9 protein-coding genes and 1 pseudogene are annotated in these 9,778 nt (G+C 57.2%); 8 read left to right on the top strand and 2 right to left on the bottom strand.

Going from position 1 to position 9,778, the window contains the following annotated elements; genetic code table 11:
* A pseudogene (locus AMM33_RS20765) lies at window positions 1-387 on the top strand (hypothetical protein); the annotation flags it as partial.
* A 181-nt stretch (window positions 388-568) separates the two neighbouring features.
* Here AMM33_RS20765 and AMM33_RS20770 read toward each other — a convergent pair.
* Entirely contained in the window at window positions 569-1,468 is a 900-nt protein-coding gene (locus tag AMM33_RS20770; protein ID WP_194945622.1) for an integrase core domain-containing protein, read from the bottom strand.
* A 63-nt stretch (window positions 1,469-1,531) separates the two neighbouring features.
* On the opposite strand from AMM33_RS20770, the gene AMM33_RS20775 reads away from it, so the two are divergent.
* From AMM33_RS20775 to AMM33_RS20790, 4 genes are read left to right on the top strand one after another with little or no spacing between them, the layout of a single operon-like run.
* Window positions 1,532-4,237, top strand: coding sequence for a DUF637 domain-containing protein (locus AMM33_RS20775; RefSeq protein ID WP_090143145.1), 2,706 nt, complete (start codon window positions 1,532-1,534; stop codon window positions 4,235-4,237).
* 16 nt (window positions 4,238-4,253) lie between these two features.
* The gene (locus tag AMM33_RS20780; RefSeq protein WP_194945623.1) at window positions 4,254-4,661 is read left to right on the top strand and encodes a hypothetical protein; all 408 of its coding nucleotides are present in this window, start codon (window positions 4,254-4,256) and stop codon (window positions 4,659-4,661) included.
* A gap of 15 nt (window positions 4,662-4,676) precedes the next feature.
* On the top strand, window positions 4,677-5,243 hold the full coding sequence (locus AMM33_RS20785) for a YceI family protein (protein WP_090143147.1): 567 nt from the start codon (window positions 4,677-4,679) through the stop codon (window positions 5,241-5,243).
* Between the two features lie 51 nt (window positions 5,244-5,294).
* Entirely contained in the window at window positions 5,295-5,864 is a 570-nt protein-coding gene (locus AMM33_RS20790) for a YceI family protein (protein ID WP_228768285.1), read from the top strand.
* Between the two features lie 841 nt (window positions 5,865-6,705).
* Here AMM33_RS20790 and AMM33_RS22220 read toward each other — a convergent pair.
* Window positions 6,706-6,852, bottom strand: coding sequence for a hypothetical protein (locus AMM33_RS22220; RefSeq protein ID WP_194945624.1), 147 nt, complete (start codon window positions 6,850-6,852; stop codon window positions 6,706-6,708).
* 14 nt (window positions 6,853-6,866) lie between these two features.
* Between AMM33_RS22220 and AMM33_RS20795 the strand changes: the two genes are divergently transcribed.
* From AMM33_RS20795 to AMM33_RS20805, 3 genes are all read left to right on the top strand, one after another.
* Window positions 6,867-7,082, top strand: coding sequence for a YceI family protein (locus tag AMM33_RS20795; protein WP_369802484.1), 216 nt, complete (start codon window positions 6,867-6,869; stop codon window positions 7,080-7,082).
* A gap of 570 nt (window positions 7,083-7,652) precedes the next feature.
* A complete protein-coding gene (locus tag AMM33_RS20800; RefSeq protein ID WP_194945625.1) occupies window positions 7,653-9,293 on the top strand; it encodes a ShlB/FhaC/HecB family hemolysin secretion/activation protein in 1,641 nt (546 codons plus the stop codon).
* A 13-nt stretch (window positions 9,294-9,306) separates the two neighbouring features.
* A partial coding sequence (locus AMM33_RS20805) for a filamentous hemagglutinin N-terminal domain-containing protein (protein WP_194945626.1) occupies window positions 9,307-9,778 on the top strand: 472 nt, incomplete at its 3' end.

The raw sequence follows: 9,778 nt of genomic DNA on the forward strand, positions 1-9,778 counted from the left end.
CGACCACCGAGAGCGAAAAGCGGGCCCGCACCGACGCGAGGCAGAGCGGGCCCGGAGCGGGGGCGGCAGGCCAAGCGCGACGGCCCGGAGACGGGCGAGCGTCAGATGCTTTTTGAGAGTCTGCACCACCTGCAAGCCAATGATGTTCTGGTGCTTGACCGGGGCTATCCGGCCGCTTGGTTGATCGCCCTGTTGCAGCAGCAAAGCATCCGCTTTTGTATGCGCTGCGACAGTGACAGCGGCTTCAAGGCGGTGCGCGAGTTCTTGCGCAGCGGCACCAGCGAGGCGATGGTCACCCTGAACATGCCCAGCACTGAAGATGCCAAGGATTACGAGTTCATTCGCCAAGCTGTCATGTCCGAGTGTCCGCATCACGTTTGGCACTGAATTTCAACCCCTGTTTTTTCAAAAATCAGTCTGTCGGGGCTGGTCTTTGATGGGGTTGCGGCACTTTTTTGTGCTGCGCAGTGCCAGCTCTTTGTGCAAAAGCCGACACGCACGCAGGCATTGACCCTGGCCGATGCGGACAGTGCTGTTGGCGTTGGTTTGAAGTCTTGTTTGAAGCGGCCTACCTCCAGATCCAGTAGCCGCTCATCAACCCTGCCAGAGCTTGCACCGGCGTCACTTCCTTGATCGGTATTTGCCGAATGTCTGTTGGCCTGAGCCCTGCAAAGTGTTCGACTGGTGTCAGCCCGTGCAGGTTTTGGTGAGGCCTGACGTGGTTGTAGAAAACCCTGAACTCATCGAGCGCGCCTTGCAGTGCGCCACCACTTGGGATGACGAGTTGCCTGAGCAGCGGCTTGAGCGTGCCAAACAAGCGCTCGATCCTGCCGTTTTGCCAAGGGGCGTGTTTCTGGGTGGTTTGGTGCTGAATGCCAACGATCTTCAAGAACGAGTTGAACAGCCAGCTGTTCAAAACCGCCTCGTTGTCGGTGCGCAGTTTGCGGGGTTTGCCGTGCTGGGCAATGGCCAGGCACAAATGGCCCAACATGCTCCAGCTGCACCGCCGGGTGAGCACCTGCAGGCGCAGCGCCACGCGTGAACTGTGGTCGATGATGCCAATAGCCGCATGGTTAATGCGCTGCGTGTCGGTGAAGAACGTCATGTCCATGGCCCAGGTGTTGTTGACCTGAACAGTGCGGGGCTTGGCCGATCTGATCTGACGGCGCAGCTGGGCAATCTCCAGTTGGTGTGATGCGATGAGATCGGCCACAAAGGTTTTGCCCACGCTCAGGCCGGGATGCAATCGGTTGAAGGTGTGTGCCACAGCGCGGCAACCAGCGCGGGGCATGTGGGCCTTGAGGCGCAAGACTTCAAGGCGCAGCCAGTCGGGTTTGCGGCGGGTGCGAATGTCTGCGCGCAGCGTCACCAGGGCGCAGGCTTTGGGGCGAAGGGTGAATACGGCAGAGCGAAGAGGGCGGGCGGGGCGAAACAGACGCGTCAAGAACAGCCATATCTGCCATGCCAAACCCAAGATTCTCCTGAATATCAAGGCAAAATATGTCGATTATTAGACCTAAATAACTCAACATTGGCGCCAAACCATTTCCTGATCCGCTACCGCCGCACCATTGCCCAAGCAGCCTTGCTTGTCTATGTTCTGAATCCTTTGCTGGTGACTGCGCAGGTCATCGTTAACGACGAGCACTTGAACAATGCCGACAGCCGAACCAGCTCCAGCTTCATCGGCATCACCTACAGCAAAAGCAGCAGCAGCGACAGCAGCTTGAACACCACGGCGCTGGCCCCCAAGCTGACCTCGCAAGAGGCGATCAAGCTGGGAGTAGGCACGGTGACCGACGTGCGCGGGGCCATCATGACCGCGCCCAAGATTGACATCGTGCGCAGCGAAGGTGCAGACACCAGCAAAGACGGTGAGCTGATTGTGGGCGTGAGCACCAACACGACAGAGAGCAGCCATACAGAAAAGACGACTACCTTGGGCGTGTGGCAAGCGCAGTCGGGGCAAGGCAGCACCACACAAACGGCCAACCAAACGCAAATCAACGGCCAGCTGAACATTGCCAACGGCATCAACACGACGGTGCAGATACCGGAAGGGAACCTCAAGGACCAGATTGCAGCGCTGAGCCAGCAGCCGGGGTTGGGCTACCTCAAAGACCTGGCCAGCGATACGAAGATCAAATGGGATCAAGTCAAGCTGGCGCATGACCAGTGGCAATACGACCAGCAGGGGCTGACAGGGGCCGGGGCGGCGCTGCTGGCGATAGCGGTGGCGTACTTCACGGCGGGCGCAGCCTCTGGTTGGGCATCAACCTTGGCGACAGAGGCTGGCATGACCGCTGCGGCAGGCGCGGCAGGGGCCAGCACAGTTGCAGCAGCGGGGGCAGGCGTTGCAGGCAGTGGCGTTGCAGCGGGCACAGTGCTCACGACGACAGGGGCGATGGCCTCCAGCGCCATGGCGGCGGGCATGACCAGTTTGGCGTCCAGCGCAGCGGTGAGCTTCGTGAACAACGGGGGCGACATTGGCAAGACGCTGAGCGACATGGGCAGCACGGCCAACCTTAAAAACCTGGCGCTGGCGATGGTGACGGCTGGCGTGCTCAGTGAGCTGAACGCCAGCATGGGCTTGGACAAGGTGACGGTCAAAGACGGATTCACGGCGAACCTGGGCAAAGCGGTGGTCAACAACCTGGCCAACGCCGGGGTGACCAGCGTGCTGACGGGCACCAGCCTAGAAGACAACATCAAGACGGGGCTGGTGAGTGCCTTCATCAGTGCGGGCGCGGGCTCAGCAGCATTTGAAATTGGCAACCAAACAGCGAATGACCAAGTGGCCAAGGCCTTGGCTCACGCTCTGGCCGGTTGCATGGCCGGTGGTGCTTCGGGCGGTAAACAAGGCTGCGAGAGCGGGGCCATTGGTGCAGTGGTGGGCGAGCTGGCGGCGCAGTGGTATGACCCCAACGGCAGCAAACCACCGCAAGACACACTGAACTTTGTGAAAGTGGTTAGTGCAGCCGCCGGGGCCATCACAGGCGACGGCAGCGCAGCGAGTGTGAGCACGGCGGTGATGACGGGGGTGAATGCTGCGCAGAACAACTGGCTCTCACACGCGCAAGCAAAACGCATGAGTGAACTCAGGGATCTGGCGTTCCAAGGTAAATGTGACAACGCCTGTGCCACTGAAATGAAACAATTGCAAGCGCTGGACGAAAGCCGAAATCGTCAGTTGGCTGCGTGTCAGGGCGTAACAACGCCAGCATGTCAAAGTGCTACCCAAGAAGTGCGTAGCGCAGCGGCGGAGTACATCCGAGTGAACGCCTTCGACAAAGGCATGACCTTCACTTATGCCAACGAAAAACAAGAAACACTGACGCTGGCCCAGCAGACCTTGAACGGCTACACCGTTTGGAATGTGGTGAAAGGTGCGGCTGGTGGTGTGGCTGATGGCATCTCGGCCATGGCCACGGCAGGCTACACCGGCTTCAAAGCGCTATTTGGTGACGAGCAAGCGCAAGCACAAGGCAAGCAAATGCTGGGTGCTGCCTGGGACTTTGTCAAAGACCCAGGGAATTGGCCTGAGCTGATGGGTGCCTTGTCCCCTGCACAGCGCGAGCACCTGGCGCAAGCCTATGCAAAGGGGGACGGCAAAACGGTTGCCACCATCATGGGCGAACAGTTTGCCAACCTGCCCAGTGGCGGTGGCATGGGCACCATCAAGAAAGTAACCGGTGTCGCCAGTAAGCTGGATGATGCGGCAGTACTGCTCAAGCGAGCAGATGTCGAGAAAGTGGTCGAAGTGCCCGCAGGCAGCAAAGGCAATTGGGACCCGACCATCAACACCGGCACCACCGGCAACTTGTCACCCAAGACGGCCTACATGCTGGACAATGGACACACCTACATCACCGACGATGTCGGGCGGGTCAAAGCGGTGGAAGGCACCTTGAGTCGGGACAAGAAGATGGACCGCAACGAGTACCAGCAAGGCTGTGCGGGGCGCAGCGGTTGTGCGGGCGACGACGGTGGGCACCTGATTGCATCGAGCCTTGGAGGTGCTGGTGACCGCATCAACATCGTGCCGCAGGCTTCAACATTGAATAGACAAGATTGGAAAGCAATGGAAAACTTTTTCCGCAGCGAACTGGAGGCGAGCACGACCGTCAACGTGAAAATTGACGTGGGTTATCCGGCTTCGGGTGGGGTTAGGCCGAGCGAGTTTTTAGTGACAGCAACTATTGATGGGAAGATTAAAGAGTTCCCATTCAAGCAATGATGGTTTGGAGTGCGATATGAAATCAGTAGAAGATGCCTATCAAAGAATTGGGTCTGTCTTATTGGATCGTACCCAATCACATTGGGAGGCAGTTATTTTGAGAACACAAATTCTTGGAAAAAACTGTAGTGCAATGAGTACGGAGCAATTAGGTGCGAACTCTGTCCAGGTCGATCTTGGTCTTGGGTTTTCTAACATTTTTAAAGTAAGCGATGCCTGCATACTCATCCGTGACGACCTCTTGCGCACGACAGGCCAACGCATCTGGGGCTTGACGTTTACGCTGTACCCTACAGGCAAGTTCAACATTGAATACGACTACAACATGCCAGAGTGGTATGAAGAAACGGATGAGGTCATTACGGGCGATGAGATCAATGCATCGCTGGGCCAGCTGACCGAACAGGACAAAAAGCCTGGCTGAATAAATCGTGAGCGTATGTCTAAGTTTCAGCGTGTAATCGCTGGATGGCTCTTGTTCGCGCTGGCTGTGCAAGCCCAGGCCGCGCCTTACACGTCCATCGTGCCGGCTAAGAGCAGCGTCACCTTCAGCTACAAGCAAATGGGCGTGGCCATGGACGGCCGCTTCAAGAAATTTGCCGCCCAGCTCCACTTGGATCCCGCCAAGGCCGAACAGGCCAAAGCCAGCTTTGAAGTCGATCTGACCAGCGTGGACACCGGCTCGGGCGAGGCCGACGAAGAAGTGGTCACCAAATCGTGGTTCAACACCGCCGCCTTCCCCAAGGCCCAGTTTGTGGCCAAACAGATCAAGCCAACCGCAGCCAACCAATATGAAGTGCAAGGCACGCTCAGCATCAAGGGGATGACGCGCGAGGTGAAATTTCCCATGAAACACAGCGCACAAGGCAAGGACGGCCTGCTGACCGGCGGCTTCACCCTCAAACGCGCCGACTACAGCATCGGCGAAGGCATGTGGGCCAAGTTCGATGTGGTGGCCAATGACATCCAGGTCAACTTTTCCATCACCGCTCAATCGGGCAAATAAACCGGGCCTTGGCCTTTTACTTTTTCACACAGGAGCTTTCCCATGACATCTTTGAAAAAACTCGCCGCCGCTTTGGCTTTCGCATCGCTGGCCGCAGGCTCGGCCTTGGCCGCGCCCGTGACCTACAACGTGGACAGCTCGCACACCTTCCCGCGTTTTTCGTATTCGCACTTTGGCCTGTCCACGCAGCTGAGCAGCTTCAGCAACACCACCGGCAAAGTGGTGTTTGACGCCGAAGCCAAAACCGGCTCGGTGGACATCGTGATTGACCTCAAATCGGTGAACACCGGCTCGGTGGACTTCAACGGCCACATCCAAGGCGAAGACTTCCTGCACACGACCAAATTCCCCACCGCCACTTTCAAATCGACCCAAGTGGTGTTTGAAGGCGACAAGCCCAAAGCCATCGAAGGTCAGCTGACCATCAAAGGCGTGAGCAAGCCCGTGACCCTGACAGTCACCAGCTTCCAGGCCATGCCCCACCCCATGATCAAAAAGCCAGCACTGGGCGCCAATGCCTTCACCACCATCAAGCGCACCGAGTTCAATGCGGGCAAATATGCGCCTTACGTGGGTGACGAGGTGCGCATCGACATCGCCATCGAAGCCGTGGCCCCGTAAGCCTGTGGTTTTGTAGGTCGGTGGTCGAAGACCCCGACATGGTTTGAACCACTGCTGATGCTTGTTTCAATCGATGACGCTTGAGCAGACCATCGTCGGACTCTGCGAGTGCCGACCTACACAAGATGTGACTTCGTAGGTCGGCGGTCGAAGACCCCGACATTTGTTGAACCACTGCTGATGCTTGTTTCCAACGACAACGCTTGAGCAGACCATCGTCGGACTCTGCGAGTGCCGACCTACGAAAGAGACTTCGTAGGTCGGCGGTCGAAGACCCCGACATTTGTTGAACCACTGCTGATGCTTGTTTCCAGCGACAACGCTTGAGCAGACCATCGTCGGACTCTGCGAGTGCCGACCTACAAAAGAGACTTCGTAGGTCGGTGGTCGAAGACCCCGACGTGGTTTGAATCACTGCTGATGCTTGTTTCAATCGATGACGCTTGAGCAGGCCATCGTCGGACTCTTCGAGTGCCGACCTACAAAAGAGACTTCGTAGGTCGGCGGTCGAAGACCCCGACATTTGTTGAACCACTGCTGATGCTTGTTTCCAACGACAACGCTTGAGCGGACCATCGTCGGACTCTTCGAGTGCCGACCTACAAAAGAGCGACATCGTAGGTCGGTGGTCGAAGACCCCGACGTGGTTTGAACCACTGCTGATGCTTGTTTCCAACGACAACGCTTGAGCAGACCATCGTCGGACTCTGCGAGTGCCGACCTACGAAAGAGACTTCGTAGGTCGGCGGTCGAAGACCCCGACATTTGTTGAACCACTGCTGATGCTTGTTTCAATCGATGACGCTTGAGCAGACCATCATCGGACTCTTCAAGTGCCGACCTACGAGGCGACCAAGATGACTGTGGTTTTGGCGTCATACTCTTGCTGCTCAAGTTGATGTCGCTCAGTAGCACGCTGCTCGATCTTGGCCTTGGCAATGGCGCTCAAGCGCGCTTCGCGCCTGGCAATCTCTGCAGGCTCATCCATCCCGTCCCCAAGCCATCGAAGGCCAGTTGACCATCAAAGGTGTGGGCAAGCCCGTGACCCGGACAGTCGCCAACTCCCAGGCCATTCCCAGCGCCATGATGAAAAAGTCCGCCCTGGGCGCCATTGCCTTCACCACCATCAAGCGCAGCGAGTTCAACGCAGAAAAATACGCGCCTTATGTGGGTGATGAAGTGCGCATCGGCATCGCCAACGAAGCTGTGTCCCCGTAAAGCTGGTTTTCAGCGCAAGGCGCAACAAGCGCCATGGCTGACCAGGGCTTTTTTTTGTGTGCCCAGCATGGGCGTACCCCTGCGGGTGCAAGACCCGCTGGGGGCTGGTCACAGTGAGCAAATTCAAGCTCAACTGCGTAATGGCGACCGAGCGTGGGAAGTGAGCGTGGATCGTCAACAAGTGAGCCGATGAAGAAAAACCGCACACAAGACGTTGCCATGCAAGGCGGGTGTGCACGAAACCATGAAACTCTTGCGACCAATGAGTGGTGGCGTCTATGCGGTGGTCGCGTTTCGGAGGGAGGGAGGCCTTGGCTTTTCTACCCCCACCGGGTTGGGGCGCAGCAGCACCTACACCAAGACGCGCTCTCAACCTTTTGTGAGGAATACATAAGGCCAGATCTATGAGTCGACTTAAGTGTGATTCATTTTGAGTTAATTTGTTAAATAGAATACGTGTTTTGAGTATTTTGATATTGCCTTATGCCCCATTCTTTGCGCCGTCGACATGCGCCATCCCAACCCCAACAGCGCACGTCTGCCGGCATCAATTTTGCAATTCCCCTCTCCATGACCATCGGCTTTTGCCTCGGCGCGAGCCAGCCCATGGCCTTTGCGCAAAGCACCATTGAAAACGCCCTGCGCGCACAAGAGCGCGCTGTCCGAGAGGCGCAACAACGCCAGCAACCAGCGGCAGACGTTTTCACCAAGGACGAAGCTCCCACAGGCGATGTGCCATCGACTCAGGCCGACGAAAAATGCTTTGGCAGCATGCGCATCGAGTTGGTCGGGCATACAGCCAGCATGGGGCCAGAGCCACAAGCCATCGTTCAGGCGTACCAAGCCACATGCCTGAGTGCCCCTCGCGTCAATGCCCTGCTGGGCGAGCTCAACCGCTGGTACCAGCGTGCTGGTTGGATCACCACACGGGTCTACGTCAGCGAACAAAAACTCACATCGGGTGATCTGCAGTTGAGGGTGGTGCCTGGGCGCATTGAGCAATACCAAATCAATCAAAACAACGCTGACCCACGCATCCCAGCGGCCTTTCCATCGCAGGACGGGCTGCTCAACCTGCGGGACTTGGAGCAGGGGTTGGAAAACATCAACCGCCTGCCGTCGCAACAAGGCAAATTCAAGCTGTACCCGGGCAAAGAAACCGGCAGCTCCCAAGTCATGGTGACCGTGGACGACAAGCCCCGCGTCAGGCTCAGCGAGATGGTGGACAACAGCGGTACCGCCGCGCTGGGCAAATGGAAAAGCACCACCGAGATCGCCGTCGACAACCTCAGTCAAAACAACGACCAATTGGCGCTGGGTTACATCCGAAACCTTGACCAAGGCAGCTTGGATGCCGTGTTCCAAGGCGGAACACTCAATTACCTGATCCCGCTCGGTTACCACCTGTTCAGCGCATCGGCCTCCTTGATGGACAGTCGATTCACCTTGCCGGGCATCAACCAGACCTACGAACTCAAAACCCGGTCTGCCAAATTGGGTTTAGGGTATGAATACCTGTTCCACCGTGATCAGCAAAGCAAGCAAAGCCTGATCGCTGGACTGGACATCACACGCCAGCAAACGCACGTTGTGGACATTGAAGTCGAAAGTCAAACCCGCAGGCTTTCAGTGGCGTACCTGGGGGCCAAAGGCAAGCACTACCAGGGCAACAACGTCTATGAATGGTTGTTCAGGTATGAGCAGGGCCTTGGCGTGTTCAATGCCCAGCAAACCATCCCCGATGGCAGCAACCCTCAATACCGGTTGGCCAAATTGCGCCTGAACGGATCATGGCCCGTACAAGACGGCAAAGCCATCGTGCGCAGTGCGTTCCAGATGCAAATCGCACCTTCCAACATTCCCACCTTGGCGCAAATGTATGTGGGTGGCCGTTATGACGTTCGTGGGTTCAAGGACAACAGCCTTTATGCCCCCAGTGCCTGGCACATGCGCAACGAATACGAAACCGAATCCAAGCGGTATGGCGATGTGGCCGTCAACTTCTACGCAGGGCTTGATGCAGGGCGCGTTCAAAAAACATCTGCGCGCCAACTCAGCCAACAGCACCTGATGGGCGCCGCACTGGGTGTGCGCACAGACATCCATGGCTTCAAGCTCGATCTGGCGTACACACGCGCACTGTCGCGACCCAATGAATTTGCCAGTGAAGCCAAAGGCCACTGGTTTGCCCTGTTGAGCAAGACTTTCTAAAAAGAGACTGAATATGTTGGCACCCAACCATTTTCTGATCCGCTACCGCCGCACCATTGCCCAAGCGGCCCTGCTTGTCTATGTGCTGAACCCCTTGCTGGTGACTGCACAGGTCATCGTCAATGCAGGTACGGCCAACGATGGCCGACGCACCTTTGTCGATCAGACCCAAAGCGGTGTCACCAAAATCAACATCACCACCCCCAACGGGGCGGGCGTATCGCACAATAGCTACCAACAGTTTGACGTTCCCAAAACAGGGGTCGTGCTCAACAACGGCGGCAACAACAGCAACACCCGAATTGCCGGATGGGTGGAGGGCAACCCCAACTTGCGCCCAGGCCAGGAAGCCAAGCTCATCCTCAATGAAGTGGTGGGCGGCAAAGCTTCGCAACTGCAAGGCTACTTGGAAGTCGCAGGCACAAAGGCCGACGTCATCGTGGCCAACGAGCACGGCATCACCTGCAACGGCTGTGGCTTCATCA

Source organism: Limnohabitans sp. DM1 (genome assembly GCF_001269385.1).
Taxonomy (GTDB): domain Bacteria; phylum Pseudomonadota; class Gammaproteobacteria; order Burkholderiales; family Burkholderiaceae_C; genus Limnohabitans_A.

Coding starts and splice junctions, on each gene's coding strand:
- AMM33_RS20780 (WP_194945623.1), top strand. CDS start 4,254: ATGAAATCAGTAGAAGATGCCTATCAAAGAATTGGGTCTGTCTTATTG.
- AMM33_RS20785 (WP_090143147.1), top strand. CDS start 4,677: ATGTCTAAGTTTCAGCGTGTAATCGCTGGATGGCTCTTGTTCGCGCTG.
- AMM33_RS22220 (WP_194945624.1), bottom strand. CDS start 6,852: ATGGATGAGCCTGCAGAGATTGCCAGGCGCGAAGCGCGCTTGAGCGCC.
- AMM33_RS20800 (WP_194945625.1), top strand. CDS start 7,653: ATGACCATCGGCTTTTGCCTCGGCGCGAGCCAGCCCATGGCCTTTGCG.